This window comes from Micromonospora orduensis (genome assembly GCF_006228125.1).
Lineage (GTDB): Bacteria > Actinomycetota > Actinomycetes > Mycobacteriales > Micromonosporaceae > Micromonospora > Micromonospora orduensis.
Map to the genome: position 1 here is coordinate 29313 of NZ_VDFY01000170.1, position 22409 is coordinate 51721.

Sequence of the window (22409 nt, forward strand, 5' to 3'; positions counted from 1 at the left end):
AGTGTTGTCCAATGCTGCCCGGCTCAGACCTGATCATCAGTACGTTCGATGGCCACCCAGAGGTTCCGCCAAAGGGTTGGGCGGTACCCCTCCATGTGGCATCCCGGCTCGCCTCGCACCATCGCGAACAATGGGCGGCGGAGACGATCTCCCGCGACCCATCCGCTGACGATCACGCAGTGGCTGACGCCAAGAGGTCGATCGACCGCCTCAACGCCACCCGCGTCGCTCTCATTGGTGAGATCGACTCATGGGTCGAGCAGGTGATCCGGCCTCCGCGCGGGGCACCGTTGCACACCGAGACGATCGGCTCCGTGATCGACCGCCTGGCCATCGCCTGGGTTCGGTGGAGGAGATTCACGGAGACCGCCCACCTGGGCCTGCGCGACGTCGATCCTCCGCTGGCGCTCCAGCAGTTCACCGAACTCACCGAAGCCTTCGACACCCTTGTGCTCGACATCCATGAAGGCCGCCGCCGAGTTCCTCCCTGGCGCACGCTGAAGAGCTATCGGGAGCCGCGATGAGGATCGCCGTCACCCTCAACGGCGCCGACAACGTCGGCAAGACCACGAATGCCCGCTGGTTAGCCTCGTCGATGCCGGACGTCGAGTTCACCGGGACAGTCGATCGGTGGGACCGGCGATGGGCCGAGGTGTCCCGACGAGACTTCAGTCAGTGGTGGTTCGTCGACAGCACCACCGACGAACACATCGACCTCGTGTTCAGCTCCCATGCCGCGCGGTGCGCCGGTGGTGGTCCCTTGGCGTTGGAGGACCGCGGCTGGCCGATGCTTGTGGCGACCTGCGCCGCGACAGCGGCCGTCAAGGACGGCATCTCCACCGCCGAGGCGCTCGCGCAGGTCGCGACCAAAGCACGTCGCTACGCCCCTACGCCGCGCCGTGAGCTGCACCTGCTGCTGCGCCACAGCAACCAGCCGGCGGCCGAGGCGCACCACGCCATTGCGCGTGAGGTTGTGCCGACCACCGAGCGCTACGTCGAGTATCAGCGGCGGCTGGCCGAGGCGATTGATCTTCAAGTCGATGGCGGGGAGTACCAGGCCATCGTGGTGCGCGGGGACCGCCCGCTCCTTGATGTGCAGCGTGAGATCCGCGAAGCCGTGGCGCAACTCGACGTGCCCGTCGCCCCGCTCCCACCGGACCGGATCGAGCACCTATGGGTGCTCGCTGGCATGTCCGAGAGCGGCAAGAGCACTGTCGGCGAGTTGCTCCGCACGGAGCACACAGCCACCCGCCTGAAGATCGGCTACCTCATGCAGCTTGCCGCCGATCGGCTCGGTACGGCAGATCCGTATCGCGAATGGGACGAGCTGACCCAGGCGCAGATGCTCACAGAAGAGATCCTGCGGTTCGCCGCGCTGAACTCGGGTTCACACCGGATCAGTCTGGAGAGTGCCCACCGCTTCGACGCCACCGCACACCTCCGCAGGATCTGGGGCCAGCGCTGCGAGATCCTGTTCCTTCGCCTTCCGGACGGGCTTCGCGCGCAGCGCGCCACCGAGACCATGGAATCGCTCTCCGCCCGCGACGCGATCAAGCAAAGCCGGGGCGGAGACCGGATCGCGTTGATCGCCGACACGGTCATCGACAACGGTCGCAGCCTGGCCGCGCTGAAGAGGGTGGTCACGGAAGTTGTTCACCGCAGGTCCGGGACCAAGGTTCCGCCGCACACTGACACGGCCATCCCTGAGTCCCTGCAACCGGTGCTCGCGGACTGCGTCGCCAGACTGACCGATTCTGAGACCGCGCTCGTCGCCGCCACCGGGAGCCTCGCCCATCAGGGCTGGCAGCCGGGATGGAGCGATATCGATCTTCTTGTCGTACGCGACACGCTGCCGCTGCACTGGCTCCAGACCAGGCGTATACCCCAGAGCGGACCGGCGGGGGAGAAGATCGCGCTGTCGTCGTTCACCACCCGGGAAATGCTCACCGGGTCGGTCCCACCCCGAGTACTACACGCGCTGCGACAGATAGCCCACGACGGCTACGGCGTGCTCTACCGCCGAAGTGACCTCGTACTCAACGCCTTCGACGCACCAACCGACGACCGCGCCTCACGCAACGAACTGCCGCTCGTGACGATGGTGCTGCGGCGACTCGCCGCGAACCCCGAGCCCGATGTCCGCGCTGTCTACAAGCACGTCGTACTGACCATGAAGATCATCCTGCGCGCCGACGGGGTGGACCTCGACGGCAGCGAGGAGGTTCGCCTCGCCTTCACCACCAGCCATCCGGACGCCGATGTCGACCTCCCGGCAGTGGCCGAGGTCAGCGGCGACCGCTGGCGACAGGACGAAACCCTGTCCCATCGGGTCCGCGGAGCCGCCGCCCAAATCCTCGCCTACCACGACAAGCTCGGCCGCACGGCCGCCTCTGACACCCCCAAGACGGAAGGATCAGATCTTCCATGACTACTGCCTTTGATGAGGTTCTTCACGCCGAGCGAGTGACCCGGCTCGGGGTGGGAGACACCACTCGTCCGGTCCGCGTCGTCCACGGTCTCGATGGCATCCGCACGGACGTGGCCGCGGAACAGGTACTTGCGACGGGGCGCAGCTTGTGGCAGCGATGGTGCGAGCACCCGGCGTACCGGCCGCACGATCTTCTCCTGGGCCTCGACGCCGGCGGCATCGTGCCAACGATCGCGCTGGCCTGGGCCAGCGGTAGCCAGTATCGGCTTGCCTGGAAAGTCAACCTCGACCTACCCAGGAAGCTCGTGTTCCACGAGCCGCATGCCCGGCGTCTTGAGGTCTTCGCCTACGGCGACTTCACAGGACTGCGCGTCCTCATCGTGGACGACGAGATCACCACCGGACTCACTCTGGCCAACCTCGTCGAGGCGCTTCGCGCGGCCGGCGCCGACATCACCGGCGCGCTCTGCCTCGTCGAAGACACCGCCGGAGAGGGCCGACAGCTACTCGAGCGCAACGGGGTCCCGCTGTGCGTACTGACAACGCTGTGACCCTCGCCGAGGAACCGGTGCGCCACCGCGGCGGGCGGTACCTCGTCCGACGTGAACAGGCACCGCTCGGCTGGCTCCTGCCGTATCGCCGGGCCAACGGAGAGACCCCGCCCCGACGGGCACGCCTCGACGCGGTACGTGAGACCGGGTGGCGCGTCGACTTCGGCTCTCGCGGACTCGGCGACCTGCTGCTCGGCCTCGCCATGGCACAGGCGCTTCACGACGCCACTCACGATCAGTTCGGAACCCTGGAGTACGCCGGCAGCCGGGCGGACCTGATCGCCCGGTGCACCCTTCCAGTCACGGTCACGGACGGCAACGGGCAGCAACTGGGCACGCTCGGCAGCGACAACGTCTTGAAGTTCGACGCGGTCCCGGAAGCACCGCCGACGCTGCTCGACCTCATCGACGCTGACATTGTCGAGGTCCATGCCGCGTTGCCGATGCGCTACTACCTCGACATCGAGCAAGCCCTCGGCGTCAGGCTCCCCGCATCCGACGACCCATGCCCCAGGTTCCGGTCGACCGTCACAGCGCCACAGCCACTGCACGTGGTCTTCGTGGCCACGACAAGTCGCCCCGACCGCAAGGACTACGGCATCGATAACTTCAGCGCCGTCGCCGAACACCTGATGACCCGCCACTCGGGCGCCTGGCGCTTCAGCCTGGTGACACCACCGGGCCACCAACCTGCGGCATCCGTAGGGCAGATCGAAGTACTTCACGGACCAAAGGCGGTCGACTGCATTGACCTCTTCGCCACCGCCGAGCTGGTCATCGGCAACGACACCGGCCTGACTCATCTCGCCGCGCTCACCATCCGACCGAACGGCACCCAGCCGCACGTGGTCGGCCTCTACGGACGACACGGCTACGCCAAGTGGATCACCGGATCGCCACACCACCACGCGGTGGCCACCCCGTTCTCGCACCTGATGTCGCTCGCCGACGCGTGTCCCGTGCGGGACCGCTACGACGACACCGTCTGGTCCACCGCGAGCGACCTTCGGGCCATTCCCGCCAAGGACATTGCCGACTTCGCGGGGCAGTGCGCCGGGTGGTGGCAACGATGATCCGGGTCGCCCGCTACCGCCGCTTCACCATGAACCGCACGTTCAACCTGGACATCGGCTCACACCGCCTTTTCGCCAAAGTGAACCCGAACCCGGTGGAGGCCGCCGCCGAAGCCGCCGGATACCAACGAATCCGCCACCACTACCGGGTACCAGGGCTGCATTCCCAACACCGCATCGGGCACTGGACCCTCACCCTCTACGACCGCCACCAACCAGATCTTCCGGACACCGGCCTGCTCCTCGACGCTCTCACATCGACCGACGCAGACAGCACGGCCAACCTCGATCGCGGGCTAGACGCGATCTTCCAGCACTACCGCCGAACCATCGACGCGACAATCTGCCGCGTCCCCGCCTCGCGCACCAACGGCAAGCTCTACCGCGACCGGGTCCAGCCCCGCGGCAGGCTGGACCACTACTACGGCCACGACCCGATCGTGCTCAAACTGGCCGACGCCGACGGTCTCCGACCCTCCGAGCTGCGAGAGACCACCCTCATGGTCAACGGACAGCCCCGACGGCTCGACTTTCCTGCCCTTGTCAGCGAGCTACGCGACGCCTTCCACCCCGACGAGCAGGTCTGGGCCGCGATGACCCAGGGCGACCCCACCGACTTCAACATCGGCCTCGACGCCGACAACCAGCCCGTCTGGTTCGACTACGACACCGCAGGCCTCAACGCGCTGCCCGGCGAGATCGCCTGCTTCCTCTGGTACCAGAGACTGCACGGCGCCTGGCTCGTCCCTCACTACAACACCGATGCCTACGCCGACCACCCGAAGGCACTCGCCGAAGCTGTCGAACCCACCGTACGGCTCAAGAGACTCTTCGACCGATCGGTCGGCATCGACTACCAGCACCAACCATCGCCGGCCCGGCAGCAAGCCATCACCCGATACCTCACGACGCTCGCCCGGCCACTCGCACTCTCCGCCGCCACGGATCTGCTCACCTGGATACGTTCGTACCTCGCCATGCGGATCCTCGCCGTCTACCCACTACAGCTCCTGGAACCTCGCGACGCCGCTCTGTCGCTGGGCCTGCTCGCCGACCTCTACGCGCCCGACGCCGACCTGGAGCAGATCCTCGGACTCACCACTCAGACGCTAGCGGAGCCGCCAACATGAGCCGCCCCATCGCCGTCATTACCGGAGCAGGCACCGGCATCGGAGCGGCCATCGCCGCCCGGCTGTCAGCCGCCTTCGACCTCGTCCTGACTCACCTGCACGACGACGCCGACCTCGCTGCGGTCGTCGAGGCCGCCCGCCGCCACGGCGCGCAGACCCACACCATCACTGGAGACCTGACCGCCGCCGACACCCAGACCGCACTCCGCGCCGCGATCGAGCAACACGCCACCCGACTCACGGCCCTGATCAGCAACGCTGGCGCGTACCCCCGCATCCCGTGGAGCCAGACGGACCCCGACGCCCTTCGCGACCAGCTCGAACTCAACCTCGTCACGCACGCCGCTGTCATCCGCGCCGTCACGGCCGCCTTCATCAACAACAAATACGGGCGCGTCGTCGCCGTCTCCTCAGTCATGACCCAGCTCGGACGCGTCGACCTCGCCGGCTACATCGCCGCGAAAAGCGGCCTGGAAGGACTCGTCCGCGCGCTCGCCCGCGAACTCGGCCCCCACAACATCACCGTCAACACCGTGCGGCCCGGTTCAATCGAGGTCCCCGCAGAACATCACGTCGTACCCGACCACGACGCCATGGTCCGACGCCAGCTCGACCGACAGTGCATCAAACGACGGGGCCAACCCTCGGACGTCGCCGCCGCCATCGCCTTCCTGGCCACTCCGCAAGCCGGATTCATCACCGGTCAAGCGATCAACGTCGACGGCGGCTGGCACCTGTCATGACCACCCTCTGGATCCGCCATGGAACCAGCCTCGACGGAATCACCCGACCCCACGCCCATGCCCGACCCGACAAGCCGCTCACCGCGCGCGGCGCGGCACAGATTGCCGCCACCGCCCACGCACTTCGTGACCGCGGTGTCCGGCCTGCGATCGTGTTGACCAGCCCGCATCCGCGCGCCACCACGAGCGCGCATATCGTGGCTGCGCTGCTCGGCGTACCGCTCGCCGCGCCGAACCCGCTGTACGCCGAGTGGCGTCCACCCAATTGCGTCCTCGGCAAAGGACCTGACGAGTACCCACTCGAGTACCAGACCTGGCGCAGGGACCGGTTCCGCGACCCGGACTCGGCCCTGGCCGGGGGCGAAAGCCTCACAGCGCTTTACGAACGGGCGACGGCTGCTTCGGCGATCCTCGGACACCCGGTCGAAGGACACAACGCCTTGATCGTCTCGCACCGAGTACTCATTGGTGCCGTCGCGGCGATCGCCGCTGGCGCGAGTTGCCCCGAGGACGTGTTCCAAGCCGCGCGCCGGTTCACGCTCGCACCGGCAGGGATCTGGCCCGATTCAGGTCAACTCCGATAGCAACGCGTCAGTGTTCGCGAGGATGAACTCTTTCAGGGCCTCAGGCTTCAGATCCACCTCAGGGAGGCGGTCGACAGCCACCCGATCCAGGGCATAGCCACCCCGCCCTGGATCAGTGAACTCCGGACCCGTACGGGCACTCTCGTCAACCCGTCTGAGCCGGCAGGAGACGAAGTGTTGTACGGACACCCCCTCGCCCGACGGCGAGCTGAACAAGAACACCTGGCTGAGCTGCTCTGCCTCGGCGCCCAGCTCCTCCTGCAGCTCACGGCGCAGGGCTGCATCGAGGGATGCGTCCGTCGGCTCAAGACCGCCACCGGGCGCAGTCCAGTACGGGGCTTGGCCGGGCTTCGTTCTCTTGATCAACACGAGCTGATCGCGTTCGTCCCACAGGATCGCTCGTACCGACCGACGCAGAATCTCACGCATGTAGACCCCTATCAACAGCTACCACGGCCTAGGCGAGTCGAAGTTACACCGTGAGGCCTTGCCAAGGACGAAGCCCTGGCTTATGCCGAAGCGTGCTTTAGCTCCGACTTGGGCGCTGGTCCCCGCCGCCTTTCTGACCTGCGTGGTACCTCCTGCGGGTCGAACTACGAGGTTGTCGGCTCCGCCTGAAACTGGATTTGAGCCAGAGTTGGAGGGGCGTCCGCTCCGTCCGCCACCGGCCCACCGGCCCGGCTCCACAAAGCCCGACGTTTCCCCGCTGCTTCACCGTCAGGTAGCGAACCCATCCGGCAGACGATGCTGATGACGCAGGGGCAAGGGCGTTCCGCAAACGATTCCGGGGCGTTCCACACCTTGACGGTGCTTCTCGAAGTCCGCACGGCAACTCATAGTCGGTCACTAGGAGGATGCGGAGAGTAGGCTTGATCGACTAGCCTCTCTGGGTTGTGGGGGCAATGTCTAGCGATGTCCGGCTTCAAGCAGAGCAGCGGGCCCGGGTCCTGATCGATCGGCAGCTTCGAGATGCCGGCTGGCTCGTGCAAGACCGCTCCGAAACGAACCTCTTCGCGGGCGCGGGTGTGGCCGTTCGTGAGGCGATCATGGCGAAGGGCCATGGCCGGGTCGACTACCTCCTGTATGTCGACCAGCGGGTCGCCGGGGTGATCGAGGCCAAGCCGGAGGGAACCCCGCTGTCAGGGGTGGAGTGGCAGTCGGCCATGTACGCCGAGGGCCTTCCTCCCCCGGTGCGGCTGAAGGCGCTGACCCGCGACGGACGGCTGCCGTTCGTGTTCGAAGCCAGTGGCTCGGAAACCCACTTCACCAACGGCTACGACCCCCAGCCCCGGGCCCGCCGTGTCTTTGCCTTCCCGCAGCCCGGCACCCTCGCCAGGATCGTCCGTAATGCGGAAGCCGACCCGAAGCAACCGACGTGGCGAGCTAAGGTCCGTCACCTGCCACCCCTGGATACAGCTCCACTGCGCCCAGCGCAGATCACTGCGATCGAAGGCATCGAGCGGTCGCTGACCGAGCAGCGGTTCGACCGGTCGCTGGTGCAGATGGCCACCGGCGCGGGCAAGACCTTCACGGCCGTGACCGAGTGCTACCGGCTGCTCAAGCACGGCGGCTTCACCAGGGTGCTCTTCCTGGTCGACCGCAACAACCTGGCGGACCAAACCTTCGCCGAGTTCCAGAACTACCGCACGCCGGGTGACGGGCGGCGGTTCACCGAGTTGTACAACGTCGACAAGCTCACCAGCGCCGGCATGCTGGGCAGCTCCAGCGTAGTGATCTCCACGATCCAGCGGGTCTTCAAGGTCCTCGCTGGCGACACCGCTCCCGAGGGCGACGACCCGGGCCTCGACGGCTTCGTGCCTGACGCCCCGGTCAGCGTTGTCTACAACGCTGGGATGCCCCCGGAGATGTTTGACCTGGTGATCGTGGACGAGGCGCACCGCTCGATCTACGGGGTTTGGCGAAGGGTGCTGGAGTACTTCGACGCGCACATCGTCGGCCTGACCGCCACCCCCGGTAAACAGACCTTCGGGTTCTTCCGGCAGAACCTCGTGTCGGAGTACACCTATCCGCAGTCGGTGGCCGACAACGTCAACGTCGACTTCGACCTGTACCGGATCAAGACCCAGATCAGCAGCCAGGGCTCGAAGATCGACGCCGGCACAGTGGTGCCGAAGGTCGACCGTCGCACCCGCGTCCAGCGGCTGGAAACCCTCGACGAGGACCTGGAGTACACCCACAAGCAACTCGACCGGGCGGTCACCGCCACCTCGCAGATCCGCCTGGTGCTGGAAACGTTCCGTGACAAGCTGTTCACCGAGATCTTCCCTGGCCGGCACACCGTCCCCAAGACGCTGATCTTCTGCAAGGACGACGCCCACGCCGAGGAAGTCGTCACCACCGTCCGCGAGGTGTTCGGCAAGGGCAACGACTTCGCCGCGAAGATCACCTACAGTGCTCGCGACCCCAAGGGCCAGTTGCAGGCGTTCCGCACCTCGGCGAGCCTGCGCATCGCGGTCACCGTCGACATGATCGCCACCGGCACCGACGTCAAGCCGCTGGAATGCGTGTTCTTCATGCGCGACGTGCGCTCCGCAGCGTACTTCGAACAGATGAAGGGCCGCGGCGCCCGCACCATCGCCCCGGCAGACTTCCAGGCCGTCACCCCAGACGCCACCCAAAAGACCCGGTTCGTCATCGTCGACGCCGTCGGCGTCACCGAGCACGACTTCGTCGACCCACCCCTAAACCGGGACAAGGGCGTCTCCCTCAAGCAACTGCTCGACAAGGCCGCCACCCTCACCCTCACCGAGGCCGAAACCGCCACCCTTGCCTCCCGCCTGGCCGCACTGGAACTGCAACTCACGCCCGACGAGCGCACGGAACTTGACGCCGTCGCCGGCGGCTCAGTGCGCGACATCGTCCGCGGCCTGGTCGACGCCGTCGACCCCGACACCCAAGCCCGCGCTACCGCCAACGCCACCGACCCCGCAGCCGCCGTCCAAGCCCTGCTCGACACCGCGGTACGCCCCATCGCGGCGAACCCACAGCTGCGGCAGCGGATCTTGGAGCTACGCCGCGCCCACGACCGGGTCATCGACGAGGTCAGCGTCGACGTGCTCCAAGACGCCTACGGCGTGGTCGACACCTCCCGCGCCCGGTCGATAGTCGAGTCCTGGCGGGCGTACCTGGACGAGCACCGCGACGAGATCACCGCGATCCAACTGCTGGCCGAGGCGCGCGAGCGGAGGATCTCCTTCGCCGACATCAAGGAACTCGCCGAGCGCATCCAGCGCCCGCCCCGCAACTGGACCATTGACCTCATCTGGGCTGCCCACAAAGCCATCGAAGCTGACCTCGTCCGGCACAGCGACCGGCACACCCTCACCGACCTGGTGTCGCTGATTCGGTACACGATCGGGCAAGATAACGAACTCGTGCCGTACGCGGAGAAGGTCCGCGAGCGGTACGCCGGCTGGCTTCGCCAGCAGGAGCAGGCCGGGGTGACGTTCACCGACGCGGAGAGGTGGTGGCTGGACCGCATGGTCGAAGTAATCGCCGTGTCGGCTGGCATCAGCCCCGACGACCTGGACAACGCCCCCTTCACCGAACGCGGCGGCATCGACGGTGCCATACGCGAACTCGGCCCCCGCACCGCCACTCTCATCGACCAACTCAACACGGAACTGACCGCGTGAGCCAGCCTCCGTCGCACTGGAAACCCACGACACTCGGAGAAATCATCGAGCGAATTGAGGCGGGTCGCTCATTTGCTGGCGAATCGAGGCCAGCGAACCTTGACGAGTGGGGCATTATCAAGGTCAGTGCCATGACGTACGGCACGTTCCGTGAGAACGAAAATAAGGCGGTCCCGGCCGACGCCGACTTCTCCCCGGTTGTTGAAATACAACCCGGGGACCTGCTCATCAGTCGAGCCAACACTCGTAACTACGTTGGCGCCTCGGTCCTCGTGGGCAATTGCCGCCCACGCCTGTTGCTCAGCGATAAAAGCCTGCGGCTTCACCTCATTGGCGCAGTGGATCGGCGCTGGCTTTGGTACGCACTTAACACGCCGAGTGCTCGAAGATATCTGAGTGATGCCTCGACTGGCGTTAAGTCTGGAATGCGCAACATTTCGCAAACCTCGCTGCGGGCAATGCCTCTTATGCTGCCGCCGCTCGATGAGCAGTGGCAGATCGTCGAGATCCTTGAAGACTACCTCTCCCGTCTCGACGCTGCTGAAGGGTTGGTATCCACGGGAAGGCGGAAGCTCCTCGCCCTGCGTCGGTCAATTTTAAGGGCGGTGATTAATCCGGCTGATCGGCCGATGGTGCCACTGCGGCAGCTTGTGGAGCGGATTGAAGCCGGCAAGTCCTTTGGTGGTGCGGCTGGTCCGGCAGCACCGGAGCAGTGGGGGATTATCAAGGTAAGTGCTATGACGTGGGGAGAATTTCGGCCGGAGGAGAATAAGGTGGTCCCGGCGGCAGCCGTTAATCCTCAGCATGAGATTCGTGCTGGCGACCTACTCGTTAGCCGCGCCAATACCGGTGACTATGTGGGCGCTTCTGTCCTGGTCGGTCAGGTCCGTCCCCGGCTGCTGCTTAGTGACAAGAGTCTCCGAGTGGTGCCTTTTGGCAGTGTTGATCTACGTTGGCTTTGGTTCGCGCTTTCTTCTCCTCATTCTCGCTCGCAAATATCGGCCAAGGCGACGGGCATCAAAGATTCCATGCGAAACATTTCACAGGCAAGCCTACTGTCAGTTGAGGTCCCGGATGCGCCGCCGGCCGAGCAAGCAGCGGATGTTGCCAAGCTGACGACGCATTTCGATGCAATCAAGGGTCTTGCGGACTCGTTGGCCGGTGCAGCCCGGAGGCAACGGGCACTGAAACGTGCGTTGCTTGATGCTGCGTTCTCCGGGCGGTTAACAGGGCGGGCTAGCGACATGGACATCGTTGAGGAGATGGCGGGTGTCTGACGCACGGCGGTTGGTCGACAAGCTGTGGTCGTACTGCAATGTGCTGCGCGACGACGGGGTCGGCACGATCGAGTACACCGAGCAACTCACGTACCTGCTGTTCCTGAAGATGGCGCACGAGCGCGAGACCCGGCCGCTGAAGCCGGAGCAGGTCGTGCCACCGCACTGCTCGTGGCAGCGGCTGCTGGACGCCGAGGGCGACGACTTGGAGTTCACCTACCGGCGCACCCTCGAAGACCTCGCCCGCCAGCCCGGCACACTCGGCACGATTTACCGTAAGGCGCAAAACCGCGTTCAGGATCCGGCCAAGCTCAAGCGGCTGATCGTCGACCTGATTGACAAGGAGAACTGGTCGGCCGCCGGCACCGACATCAAGGGCGACGCGTACGAGGAACTGCTGTCCAAAGGTGCGGAGGACATCAAGTCCGGCGCCGGCCAGTACTTCACACCTCGTCCGGTGATCCAGGCGGTGGTCGACTGTATTCAGCCGACCGTCTGCGACACCGTGATCGACCCGGCCGCCGGCACCGGCGGCTTCCTCCTCGCCGCACATGAGTATGCCTCCCGCCACGCCGAGACGCTGACCCCGGCCGAACGCGCCCACCTGCGCGACACCTTCGTCCACGGCGTCGAGTTGGTCGATGGGACCGCGAGGCTCGCCGCGATGAACCTGCTGCTGCACGGCATCGGCACCCCGACCGGTGAAAGCCTCATCGAGGTCAAGGACACGCTGATCGCCGACCCGGGCCAGCGGTATTCGGTAGTGCTGTCCAACCCGCCGTTCGGCCGTAAATCTTCCCTCACCATGTTCGGCGCGGACGGCCGGGAGGCACGCGAGGAACGGGAGATCGAGCGGCAGGACTTCGTCGTTACCACCGCCAACAAGCAGCTCAACTTCGTCCAGCACATCGCCACGATCCTCGACATCAACGGCCGCGCCGCCGTCGTCTTGCCAGACAACGTGCTGTTCGAGGGCGGAGCGGGAGAGACTCTGCGGAAGCGGCTGCTGCGCGACTTCGACCTGCACACCATGCTGCGCCTGCCTACCGGCATCTTCTACGCCCAGGGTGTCAAGGCCAACGTGCTGTTCTTTGACAAGAAGCCCGCTGCGGAGCGTCCGTGGACCAACCGGCTGTGGATCTACGACCTGCGGACCAACCAGCACTTCACGCTTAAGCAAAACCCGCTACGCCGCCACCACCTCGACGACTTCGTCGCCTGCTACCTGCCCGGCAAGCCGCGATCCGAGCGAGTCGAGACCGAGCGGTTCAAGTCCTTTACGTACGACGAGCTGCTCGGCCGGGACAAGGTCAACCTCGACATCACCTGGCTGCGAGACGACTCCCTGGAGGACATGGAGAACCTCCCAGCACCCGAGGTCATCGCCCGAGAGATCGCCGAGGACCTCACCGCGGCCCTTGCCGAGTTCGAGGCGGTCGCCGCAGCGCTGGAGGCCGCCGCGTCCGAGAAGGCGCGACTCCATTAGCAGCAAATGATCTTCCGTCGCTCTCGGCACCGCTGTGAGCAGTCGGTGGGACCGAGGGTGTTGATCCCCGTCTCCTGTCCGCCAGCGAATTGGACATTGGCCAAGGCCTGGGGACGGTGAGAAAGGTGTCGAGGCAAACGTGACGGCGTGGCCCGAGCGCGAACTGGCATCCGATCGCTAGCGTTCCCTCATGCCCATTCGCTGGAGCGCCCATCCATCAACAGCCACAACTTGGAGTTTAACTCTGGTGGGTCAGAGCAACTCGCGCTGCGGTGAACCGGTCCGCCTGTGAAGCGAACTGGACTAGACTCATAAGCAGCGGTGTGGCAAGGGCGTGACCATGCTGGGCGACAAGGCCGCGATAGGTATCAGCCAGCACGGGTTCCACCGGATCGGTAGTATCGGAACGTTCTTTCATGGCGGCTCTGATCCCGCGGAGCACAACCGGCAATCGGTCCGGACGCATCCAGGATTTAGTTAGGCAGAGCCCCAGCAAGATTCGCAGGTTCATGCTTGCCGCGGCCTCGTTTGGTGCGCAGCGGACCAAGCCAACGGCTGCGGCCGAGATCCAGCCCTCGACGTCGTCGAGCGCTATGTCGGCGCGTTGCTGCACTGCGGCGAAGGTGAATTCGAGGACGTCGTTGGGGTCGGCCCATGCGGCGGCGCGGCTGATGGCGAATGCGGCACCCCGCGGCCTCCACGCGTCCATCGTGGCAGCGAGGTCGAACGCAGCACGGCTGAAGCCGAGGTCGGCGTAGTAGTTGTAGATGAGGGTTGCTTCGATCACTGGCAGTAGGTCGCGTTGCAAGCGTCCCTGGTTGGCGAGGTGTCGCAGCAAGTCGACTGTGCCGAAGGTGAGTACTCCGAGGTCTGCAGCGACGGTGCGAAGCACCGTGTCGTCGCACCAGAACGGGACGCCATCGGTAGCCGCCATGTCGAGCGATGCCAGCCAATCAGATTGACCCGGCATCTCCTTGAGGGTTTTCAGCTGCGGCCACGGTCGCCGCACGGCGTCGCGCAGGATATTGCACACCTGTTCGGCCTGATCGGCTAGGCCATCCGCTTCGGACTCCTCGATCGTGACGACTCTGGGCTGGCCAGCAGCGGGATCCCAAGTTATCGACGTCGTGGACCGTAAGCCCAAAGATTCGTGCCCGTGTAAGGCATCACGGTAGGCCGGGTCGGCCGCTAGAACCTGCCCGAACACGGCTAGGAGACGGGAGCGAGTACCGGCATCCAGCAGGGCCAATGTGTGTGCTGCGGTGGTGTCGAGAACCACGGGGTGATCTAGCGCGACCGCCACGGCCGCTCGGCATGGCGCCTCGTGGACGGGGCTGTGGGAGCGGACAAAGCCCGCCCCGCGTTGCAGGGATACCTCGGCATAGCTGGCGCCGGTCGCTTCCGCCAGCAGACCCACGGGCAATTCCGCGTTGTGGACCTTCGCGAAAATGTCCTCTAGGGCTTCATGCCGAGCGCGAAGATCCGGGATAAGGGCGGTTAGTGGGCGATCTTTAGGGATTTGAACCGCTTTGAACACGGTACTGTCGGGGAAACGCTGTGTGTAGCCGGCGGTCGCTGCGTGTAGCGCAGCTAGGTCCTCCGTCGACGGCGTGAGTTCCTGTCGTCGCAAGCCGGCGTAGAGCTGGGCGATGAAGACGCCGACCAATTGCTCGTCATCAGGCCATCGGCCCATCGTCGACAAGGCGCGCGGCACGAACTGGGGACTGGCGTCGTACCTAGCCGCGAGACTGATCGAGGTCATCGCGTCGTGGCGGTCACGGGGCGGCACTGGGTCGCCGTTGGGCGTGAGGGCGCTCCAGGCCGCTGGGAGGTCGTTTCGGCGGACTAGTGAGTGCACCAGGGCCCAGCGGGCATTTGAGTCGTAGGGATCGAGCGTCACCAGGGCACGCGCTTGTTGGGTGGCCTGCTCCCAGTCACCGGACTCGTCATGGATTTCGAACAGAAGGGCTCGGGCACTGAACTGTCCCGCCCATCCCGGACCGCCCATAGTCAGAGCGGACTCCGCAGTCCGGCGTGCCGCCTCCAGGTCACCCGCATCTCTGAACTCGCGGGCAGCCATCAGCATCATTCGGGGCTCCGTCCAGCGCTCGGCACCGGCTTTTAGGACTTCGGCGGCTAGCCGCGGTTCGTCTCGATCTCGGTGTCGTTCGGCTAGGGCAATGGTCAAGGTGGGGCTTTTCCCGGCCCCGGTCCGGAGCGCCTCCATGCTCCCCCCGTCTGCGCTCATGGCCTGCTGAATGACCCTTATCTCGTGAACTAGGTCCGGATGAGTCCTTTCGAGGCCACCGAGATCGGGTACTGACGCACCAAGCTCAGCCAAGCTTCTGGCCGCGATGAGGATTTCCGCATCGTCATTGGCCCTGCTCAGCGCAGTCTCCCAGGCTGTGATCGCCTCGGACGTATTATTCTGGGCGGCAAGTTCGAGGGCGAGAATTTCAGCTTCAGTAAATGGGTCGTCAAGGCCCTCAGATGCTGCGCGAGCCTGATCGAATCTTCCGGTCCATGCGGCGAGTTGCGCGGCCTCGCGTCGCAGCCGTGGATCGGCTGCCTCGGCATCGCTTGCGTCGCCATCAGGCAGTGGTTGAGTTAGTTTCCATGCTTCGACGTGGTTGCCCCCCAACGCCGCCGCCTTCACAGCGACCAGTATCGCTGCGACGCTATCGCCTTGCCATGTGCGACGGGCATTGCGTGCCCGGATGGCCAAGTCCCCTGCCTGCAATGCATCAGCCAGGCGATGGACCGTCTGCCCGTAACGCCCCCGCGATAGCAGCAACTCCGCCGCCAGGAGAGCACTTCCACTGGCACCCTCGATTTCGGCGGCCTCCAGCGCCAGCGTCACACCACCATTTAGGTCCCCGACCCGGACCGTCAACCGTGTCAACAGTTGTAGTTTCAGGGCCCGATCACCTGGTGACTCGACGTTCCAGGCCGATATCGCCCTGATGGCTTCCTGCCATTCCTCCCGATGCGTGGCGAGCAGACAACTTGCCAGGGGGTGCTGTGCCGTTGCGGCCTCCAGAATGCGTTCCGCTTCCGGCGGGTCAACCTCGGACAGGCACATCGCGCGACGTGCCTGCCAGTAACCGGCGGGGAACGCACCTCTATCCAATCCGGCGGCAAGGTAGCGAGCCGCTGCTGTCGGCCGTCCGTAATCAACGGCCAGCTCGCCCAGCCAGCAGACCACGTCAGCGGGAGCATCGGCGTACCAGCTTGGTGGCACCTCCGCCCACTGCCTGAGCAGAGCACCCCGGTCACTGGCCGATGTAACGGCCTGCACCACCTGCTCGGTGAGCGGCCACGAGCCGCGCAACTCCAACGCACGGTCGCGGCGCCACGGGTGTAGCTTCCTCACCTGCTCCATGAACATTTCAGACTCAGAGAGGCGGTCCAGGATAGACCGCGCGGTGGTCGCTACCGCCTCGCGCGTCGCGGACCCTTCCGCTCGAAGGTGCTCGACCTCCCAGTCATGGGCGACTGCGGTCGCGGCCGCAGGGTCCTGGGCACGCAGGAATGCGGCCAGGACCAACATCAAGACCACCTCGGCGTCGCGGCTGCGTTGTTGCTCGTCCCCTGGAAGCAGCAATGCCAGGCTTTCGACAGCGGTGGACAGGCTCTTCGCGCTGCCCGTCCGGAGCTGATCTTGTGCTTCCGGCCGCGCTAGCCAACTACGCAGTTCCGACCATTTCAACCTGACGCCGCGCTTGCGGGCCTGCCTGGCAACACTCCATGCGACACGCAAGCGGACGGTTGCTCGGCTGGCCTGTCGCGCAAGGGGCCCGGACGCCAAGCCGCCAGCGGCCTTCAGCATGGCTCCTGAAACGACGGGTTCCATGGATTCTCCCGATGTTGGGCCCAGTCGTACACCTTCGCCCATGGGGCGCGCGATCACCCTAGTCGGGGCCACCGACAAGTCTCTGTGCACGACAGGCGCGGGCGAACCCGGGGCCAAGCCCAGACAAAGTGCTATCGCCCTCTTGCCATGCTCGCGGTTCCCGAAGAGTCGGCTTTTATCAGCTCTTGATTACCGGGAAGGTACACCATCCGAATAGGTCTACTCCTACCTAATCTCGGCAACGGTGTCGATACCGCCCTGGCCTAATCGAGCAGCCCGCGTATGGCGCTCGCGAGGTTGGCAAGCCTTTCGTCTGCGCGGTCGCGTCGGTGTTTGACCCATTCCTTGCCTTCGGCGGCGATGCCTTCGAGGACGTGCAGGGTGTGACTGAGCCCGGCAGCGTCTAGCGACAGCTCAGCGATCTTGGTTGGGTTCTCGTCGTGCTGGAGCGTCCCGTTGTCAGGATCGCTCACTTGGATTGAAATGGGTTCTCCGTTGAACAGAGTCAGCTCGAAGGCCTGCTGTCGGGTGGCGATGCCGTCGATCCGTACGGCGGCGACGGCGTCGAAACGGTAGTTGAGCCGTTGGGTGGTGCGGCTTGCGGAGGTTTCGAAGTCGAGATCGATGTTGACCTGCCGGACACCGTCGTCGGTGAGAAGAAACAGCAGCAGGCGATACCGGGAGTACCGCCACGGTCCCTGCGGGTAGCGGGCCTTCTTGCAGGAGGGTGCCGGCGCCTCGATGAAGGCGTGGGCGATTACCTGGCTGGGGCGGAGTCGGTACTGCTGCATGGCCTGGTCGACCAGGACCTTGCGGTCGCCTTCCAACCAGGTGGCCATCTCGGTGTCCGACGGCTGGTCGGACAGCTTGTGGCACCACCGGTGGTATGCCGCCCAGCGGGCCGTGTCCTTGTCGTTGCGTTCCGCTTGGTCGTCGGCGACCCTGCGATGCTCGGCGACGATCCGGAACGACGATCGCACCGCCGGCACCGCGGACGCCACCGCGAGCACGAACCAGCACGTGCCGGACAAGGGGGCGCTGGTCACGACGGCAGGAACGGCCCAGAGGCTCCCCGCGGCAAGGAGGGCCAGTCCCCCGACGTGGAGGGCCGTGGTCCTGGCGGGGTTACGCAGCTGCTGACGGTACGACGTCAGCGTGTCTCGTTCCCATTGCCCTCGGACATCTCCCACCAGGTGTCGGACGAGCCAGGCGACCCGTTCGGCGTCGATGCGCTGTTCCCGGTAGAGCTCGACCACCTCGTCGCGGAGGTGCCGCCGGATCCCCGCCGTCTGGTCGAGCCAGTAGGCCCGGTCGGTTCCTTCGGGCACGTACCGGCGGAAGTAGCGGTCGAAGAGCCGGTCCACCTTGCGGGCGAAGCCTCCCGGTGGCGCCTCTCGTCGCCGCTGCTGGGGCGGACGGATCTGGGCTTCCTTCGCGCGCAGCCGTGTTCCGCGGTAGTACCGGTCCGCCCCACCGACGCAAAACGCGGCCAGTCCGACCAGGGCGGCGAGTAGACCGAGGAACGGGTCGAGCGTGCCGCGGGCCGCCACCAGCACGATCATCTGCACCACCGCGAGAGTGAACACGGCCGCGCCGGCGCCGGCGCGTAGCCAGTCGCGCAGCGCAACAGCAGCGGGTTGCACCGGTAGGGTCCGAGGCTGCGCGGGTGTGGGATGAAAGAACTTCCAGACGCGGTTGAATCGGTCCTCCGCCGTGCGCTGCGAGTCCGCCAGGGCGACGGACTTTCGCCACATCTCTTCTTGCATCGCGCCTTCGAGCAGCGCCTCGAGGTGGCCGTAGATCGCGTCGCGTTGACGCCGGTTCAGCGCATCGATTTCCTTAACCACGAGGTCTGTCTCAGCGGCGCTGACCGGGGCCAGGAGGTGGATGATTGCCTTCAGCCCCGCGGTCCACTCGTCATGGTCGTCGAGATGGGGCAGGCTGGCGCAGATGGCGGTGAGGCGATCCAGCTCTTCGGAGGCGAGTTGGCGCAGGGTACGTCCGCTCAACAGGGCGATCAGCCGGTAGAACTGGACCTCCGTGGTCACATACCCGCCGGCGACCGCCTTCTCGATGAGCTCGCACGCCTGATCACGAACTCGCGCGTCGAGATACTTCAGCGCGAAGGCGAACTGCTCCTCCGGACTCGGGTTTGGCGGCAGCCGGTAGAAGTTGATGTCACCGTGGACTACGCCTGCCTGTACGTCGACGTGCGCATCTCCTTGGGCAACGTTGGTCGCGGTCGGGGTCGTCATCACATGCCCCGCACCACGGCGATGATCGCCGCCAGCCGCGCCGCCAGCTCAGACACGTCGGCGACCAGGCCCCGCAACCGCTTGAGCGCCACCATCAGGCCACTCTTCTTCTCGGCTGTGCCCGCCGAGACGCATGCCGTCGCCGCCTCCAGTTCCGACTCGGCTGCGGCGTAGGTCTCTTCGTCCAACTGTCCGTCGAGGTGGGCCTGCTTGAGGTGGGTTCGCAGGTCTGCGATGCTCGCTGTCAGATCGATCGGCTGATTGGCGCCAGCACCGACGGTGACGTTGCCGTAGATCTGCCCGGCCTGCACCCCGACGTGGGCGTTCCCGGTGGCGATGTTGCGGTTGGCCATTGGCATCGTGGGGCTCCCGTCCCGGTCCGCGCCGCCTCGGCTGGCCGGCCCGTCGATGATCAGTTCTCGCGCCAGTGCGGCGGCGAACGCGGCGGCGTGACGTGCAGCCTTCGGTTGCCAGTTCTGCCCGTCGCTGGTCGATTTGCTGCCGTCGGCGTGGTCGCTGATGCCGCGCACGACCACCACGGGCAGGGCACGGTTGAGATGGCCCGCCTGGGCCACACCGGCCGCTTCCATCTCGATCGCTACCGCGTCGTTGTAGTGCTGGCGGATCCAGCGGGCCTGTTCGGAGATTCCCGAGTCCTGCACCACTTCCCCTGCCGCAATCGGCCCGAAGTGGACTTTGGGCGCTGCGCCTGCGGGAAGACCCTGGCGCCACGCGGCGGACCTGTCGACGTGGTGGGCGATCTGGTCGGCCTCGTGGGGGATCTCCCACGCCTTCGGCCGGGCCTTCAAACCGTCGTCCTCGCTGGTACCGCCGTGGTAGGCGTAAATTTTACTGGCGACGACGACATCACCGAGTCGGATGTTGGGCCAAAGGCCACCGGCGACTCCCACGAACAGCACAGCGGCCGGGGAGAACTCGGCCATCGCCCGCTCGGCGAGCACCGCGGCCGGATGATTGCCCTTACCGACCAGCCCTAAGGCGACCCGGCAGTCGCTCTGACTGATCCGGCCGACCTCGAAGCGGGTGCCGGCGGGGTGCCGCCTTACACGTAGGTCGGTCAGTTGGTCCCGGACCGCTGCGTATTCAAGGTCCAGCGCCGTGAGGATCACGACAAAACCGCTGTTCGTGCTCACGCTGTCTCCCTGTCTGCCTCGCTGAGGGGTCGCATCATCGGAGGGTGAAGAGTCGTGCGGGGCCCGGGACGGAATAGCCGAGCGGGACGCCCGCCATCGGTCTTGCGACTCGGCCCGGCGGGGACGATGAAGCCGTCCACGCTCTGCACTTTCCGGTAGAAGTTCCGCGCATCGAGCGGCACGCCCCACACCGCCTCGTAGACGTCCTGAAGCTCGGAGATCGTGAAGGTCGGACCACAAAAGGCGGTGGCGAGCGCCGAGCGCTCCAACTTCTCCCGCGCACGGTCGACCCCATCTGTCAGGATCTGCTCATGGTCGAAGGCGAGTTGCGAGTCAACGGACAACGCTTGCTCCACAGGGGTCCAACACGCCTGGGATGCGTCGGTGCCGGCGACCGGCTCGGGTAGACGAGGGGCAATGGCCAGGTAAGCCACGGAGACCACCCGCCCGCGGGGGTCACGATCCGGCGCACCGTAGACGCCAAGTTGTTCGAGGTGCAACTGATCCGGCCCCAAGCCAGCCTCCTCGGCAAGCTCCCGATGGGCAGCCATCATCAGGTCTTCCTTCTCGTGGCCGAGGAAACCGCCAGGCAGAGCCAAGGCGCCCTGATGGGGCTCGATCCCACGCTCGATCAGCAGCGCATGAAGGCAGGACTCCCGCAAGGTGAGGATGACGAGGTCAACCGTCAGTAGAACCGGTGGTGGCACCCAGTGATCGCCAGACATGGCCCGACCATAGACTTACTGTCACTCTGACAGGAAGACCGCTGAGTGTCGGATTTCAGCGCCAGTGCATATGGGTTGGCTTCTATCAACGCTTGACTACCGTGAAGAGCCAGACAGCCAAGTCACTGGCCAGGTTGCGCGCCGTGGCACCCGAGCTCGCCGAGCTGTACGTCCTGGAAGGAAGCACCCGATGAACGACCAGCGCCTCCGGCTCGACCTGGCCGCCCTGGCCGACGAGGTCACCTCGGTCGACCTACGGGACCGTACGCTGCGCACGTCCCGCCGGCTCGGCATCCAGCGGACGGTGGCCACCTCCGCCGCCGCGCTGGTGCTGATCGCGGCGGCGACCGGCACCGCGTTCGCCATCCGACCGAACCAGTCCCCGAATCCGTTGCCCGCCGACACCCCGTCGGTCACGGCGACGCCGACGCCGTCACCCACCCCGACGCCGTCCGCCACCGCCGGTGACACGCCGGGCGCCCCGCCCAGCAGCGAATCCAGCACGAACACGCCAGCCGTGCAGTTCGGAAAGCTCTTCTACGGCCCGGTCGAATTGGCCCGGCAGGGGACGACGTGGGACCTGCGGTCCTGGCGCCCCGGCGGTAGCCCCGTCCGGTTGCTGACGCTGCCCGACATCGCGGTGAGGGGCAACATGGGCATCTCCTCGGACGGCCACCGGGCGGCTTGGGTGGACGCCGACAACGAACTCTTCGTCGCCGACGCCGACGGCTCGGACAAGCAAATGGTGCGTACGAATGTCGATCCCTATTGCGTGGGCGCGGCCTGGTCGCCGGACGGGCGGCAGTTGCTGTTCCGCGAGTTGCAGGAGCCGGGCGGCCCGGGCCGGTTCGGGCTGTTGGATACGCGTTCGCCGGGAAAGACTGTGCGCTGGTGGACCACGAAAACTGAGGCTTGCGACGCCCTTTGGTCGGCGGACGGCCAGACCATCGCCATGACGCGCTATGACGGCGTATCCGGGGTCACGCTCTACGGCAAGGACGGTACGAAGAAGCGAGATGTCCCTGGCTTCTTCCCGGATGGTTGGAGCGCTGTCGACCTTGTCAGTCTCTCCCCGGACGGGTCACTGATCGCCCTGTCGCGGCAGAAGGAGCGTGGGGACCGCGGCGATGGCGTTCGTGACCTCAGTGTGAACGCGTTGCTGGACACCCGAACGGGCGAGCAGGTTTCGTTGCCGCTGGGCGGCCGGAAGCTGCGGCAGGTGTATTTCCAGGCCGACGGTTCGATGGTCGTACGGGTGCAGGACGGCAGTGGGTACGCGGTGCTGTTGGTGGACGAGGACGGCGAAAAGGTGTCCGAGACCGCCGAGCCGGCGAGCCTGAAGGACATGCAGGTCCTGGCCGTCACCGACTGACGACTGGTACGGGCAAAAGGGCGGGTCACCCTCGGGTGGCCCGCCCTTTGCGCTGTCCGCAGGACCTCCCCGAAGAAGGTTGCCGCCGCGAACGGATTCGACTGTCGGATAGCAGCGCGCGG

The 22409-nt window shown here is 65.9% G+C and carries 16 protein-coding genes and 1 pseudogene; 12 read left to right on the forward strand and 5 right to left on the reverse strand.

Going from position 1 to position 22409, the window contains the following annotated elements; translation table 11 throughout:
- The first annotated feature begins 11 nt into the window (after positions 1 to 11).
- The 7 genes from FHG89_RS17980 to FHG89_RS18010 are packed head-to-tail and all read left to right on the forward strand — an operon-like array spanning position 12 to position 6509.
- Complete coding sequence (locus FHG89_RS17980; RefSeq protein WP_167517456.1) at positions 12 to 524, forward strand: DUF4254 domain-containing protein; 513 nt, start codon at positions 12 to 14, stop codon at positions 522 to 524.
- Positions 521 to 2428: a hypothetical protein gene (locus tag FHG89_RS17985; RefSeq protein WP_139585548.1), complete on the forward strand. Its 1908-nt coding sequence runs from the start codon at positions 521 to 523 to the stop codon at positions 2426 to 2428. Before FHG89_RS17980 ends, FHG89_RS17985 begins: the two co-directional genes overlap by 4 nt.
- Positions 2425 to 2979 carry a phosphoribosyltransferase gene (locus tag FHG89_RS17990; RefSeq protein WP_139585549.1) on the forward strand — a complete coding sequence of 185 codons (555 nt, stop codon included), beginning with the start codon at positions 2425 to 2427 and terminating at the stop codon, positions 2977 to 2979. Before FHG89_RS17985 ends, FHG89_RS17990 begins: the two co-directional genes overlap by 4 nt.
- Complete coding sequence (locus tag FHG89_RS17995; protein ID WP_139585550.1) at positions 2976 to 4052, forward strand: glycosyltransferase family 9 protein; 1077 nt, start codon at positions 2976 to 2978, stop codon at positions 4050 to 4052. Before FHG89_RS17990 ends, FHG89_RS17995 begins: the two co-directional genes overlap by 4 nt.
- Positions 4049 to 5182: a hypothetical protein gene (locus FHG89_RS18000; protein WP_139585551.1), complete on the forward strand. Its 1134-nt coding sequence runs from the start codon at positions 4049 to 4051 to the stop codon at positions 5180 to 5182. Before FHG89_RS17995 ends, FHG89_RS18000 begins: the two co-directional genes overlap by 4 nt.
- Positions 5179 to 5925, forward strand: coding sequence for an SDR family NAD(P)-dependent oxidoreductase (locus tag FHG89_RS18005; RefSeq protein WP_139585552.1), 747 nt, complete (start codon positions 5179 to 5181; stop codon positions 5923 to 5925). The genes FHG89_RS18000 and FHG89_RS18005 overlap by 4 nt, the downstream gene beginning before the upstream one ends.
- The gene (locus FHG89_RS18010; RefSeq protein WP_139585553.1) at positions 5922 to 6509 is read left to right on the forward strand and encodes a histidine phosphatase family protein; all 588 of its coding nucleotides are present in this window, start codon (positions 5922 to 5924) and stop codon (positions 6507 to 6509) included. Before FHG89_RS18005 ends, FHG89_RS18010 begins: the two co-directional genes overlap by 4 nt.
- Here FHG89_RS18010 and FHG89_RS18015 read toward each other — a convergent pair.
- Positions 6492 to 6938, reverse strand: a complete 447-nt coding sequence (locus FHG89_RS18015) for an NUDIX hydrolase (RefSeq protein ID WP_139585554.1) — start codon at positions 6936 to 6938, stop codon at positions 6492 to 6494. The genes FHG89_RS18010 and FHG89_RS18015 overlap by 18 nt on opposite strands.
- A 617-nt stretch (positions 6939 to 7555) precedes the next feature.
- Between FHG89_RS18015 and FHG89_RS18020 the strand changes: the two genes are divergently transcribed.
- Genes FHG89_RS18020 through FHG89_RS18035 form a run of 3 tightly spaced genes read left to right on the forward strand, consistent with a single transcriptional unit; the run spans position 7556 to position 12928 of the window.
- A complete protein-coding gene (locus FHG89_RS18020) occupies positions 7556 to 10165 on the forward strand; it encodes a type I restriction endonuclease subunit R (RefSeq protein WP_244295586.1) in 2610 nt (869 codons plus the stop codon).
- Positions 10162 to 11442, forward strand: a complete 1281-nt coding sequence (locus FHG89_RS18030; protein WP_139585556.1) for a restriction endonuclease subunit S — start codon at positions 10162 to 10164, stop codon at positions 11440 to 11442. The genes FHG89_RS18020 and FHG89_RS18030 overlap by 4 nt, the downstream gene beginning before the upstream one ends.
- Entirely contained in the window at positions 11435 to 12928 is a 1494-nt protein-coding gene (locus FHG89_RS18035; RefSeq protein ID WP_139585557.1) for a class I SAM-dependent DNA methyltransferase, read from the forward strand. Before FHG89_RS18030 ends, FHG89_RS18035 begins: the two co-directional genes overlap by 8 nt.
- A 238-nt stretch (positions 12929 to 13166) precedes the next feature.
- Here FHG89_RS18035 and FHG89_RS18040 read toward each other — a convergent pair whose 3' ends face one another.
- From FHG89_RS18040 to FHG89_RS18055, 4 genes are all read right to left on the reverse strand, one after another.
- Positions 13167 to 16688: a PIN domain-containing protein gene (locus tag FHG89_RS18040; RefSeq protein WP_139585558.1), complete on the reverse strand. Its 3522-nt coding sequence runs from the start codon at positions 16686 to 16688 to the stop codon at positions 13167 to 13169.
- Between the two features lie 356 nt (positions 16689 to 17044).
- Positions 17045 to 19036, reverse strand: coding sequence for a hypothetical protein (locus FHG89_RS18045; protein ID WP_139585559.1), 1992 nt, complete (start codon positions 19034 to 19036; stop codon positions 17045 to 17047).
- Positions 19036 to 20190 (reverse strand): 5'-methylthioadenosine/S-adenosylhomocysteine nucleosidase family protein, encoded by a 1155-nt coding sequence (locus tag FHG89_RS18050; protein ID WP_139585560.1) that lies wholly within the window; start codon positions 20188 to 20190, stop codon positions 19036 to 19038. Before FHG89_RS18050 ends, FHG89_RS18045 begins: the two co-directional genes overlap by 1 nt.
- Positions 20187 to 20915: an NUDIX hydrolase gene (locus FHG89_RS18055; protein WP_139585561.1), complete on the reverse strand. Its 729-nt coding sequence runs from the start codon at positions 20913 to 20915 to the stop codon at positions 20187 to 20189. Before FHG89_RS18055 ends, FHG89_RS18050 begins: the two co-directional genes overlap by 4 nt.
- 98 nt (positions 20916 to 21013) lie before the next feature.
- Between FHG89_RS18055 and FHG89_RS18060 the strand changes: the two are divergent.
- A pseudogene (locus tag FHG89_RS18060) lies at positions 21014 to 21109 on the forward strand (SigE family RNA polymerase sigma factor); the annotation flags it as partial.
- A 110-nt stretch (positions 21110 to 21219) separates the two neighbouring features.
- Positions 21220 to 22287, forward strand: a complete 1068-nt coding sequence (locus FHG89_RS18065) for a WD40 repeat domain-containing protein (RefSeq protein WP_139585562.1) — start codon at positions 21220 to 21222, stop codon at positions 22285 to 22287.
- The last annotated feature ends 122 nt before the right edge of the window (positions 22288 to 22409 follow it).